The organism is Neisseria sp. WLZKY-1 (genome assembly GCF_046546535.1).
Classification (GTDB): Bacteria; Pseudomonadota; Gammaproteobacteria; order Burkholderiales; family Neisseriaceae; genus Neisseria.
Window position 1 is genome coordinate 1 of sequence record NZ_JBKGTW010000173.1, and the last position, 212, is coordinate 212.

General features: G+C 60.4%; 1 protein-coding gene. It reads left to right on the forward strand.

The window, feature by feature from the left end:
- The coding region (locus ACLD9W_RS12705) for a transposase (RefSeq protein WP_410842320.1) at positions 1 to 212 on the forward strand (212 nt) is incomplete at both ends.

Genomic DNA, 212 nt, shown 5'->3' on the forward strand with positions numbered 1-212 from the left:
CATCTCGACAAGCTTATCGCCGAGCTGGACAAAGACATCGACAGCAACGCCGACGCATTCGGCGGCAAAGGCCAAGTGCTAACCGCAATCAAAGGCATAGGCAGCACCACCAGCGCCACCCTGCTATCCATGCTGCCCGAGTTGGGCACCGTACCACACAAACGCATCGCCATGCTGGCAGGTGTCGTTCCGCCGCCGAACCAAAGCGGCGA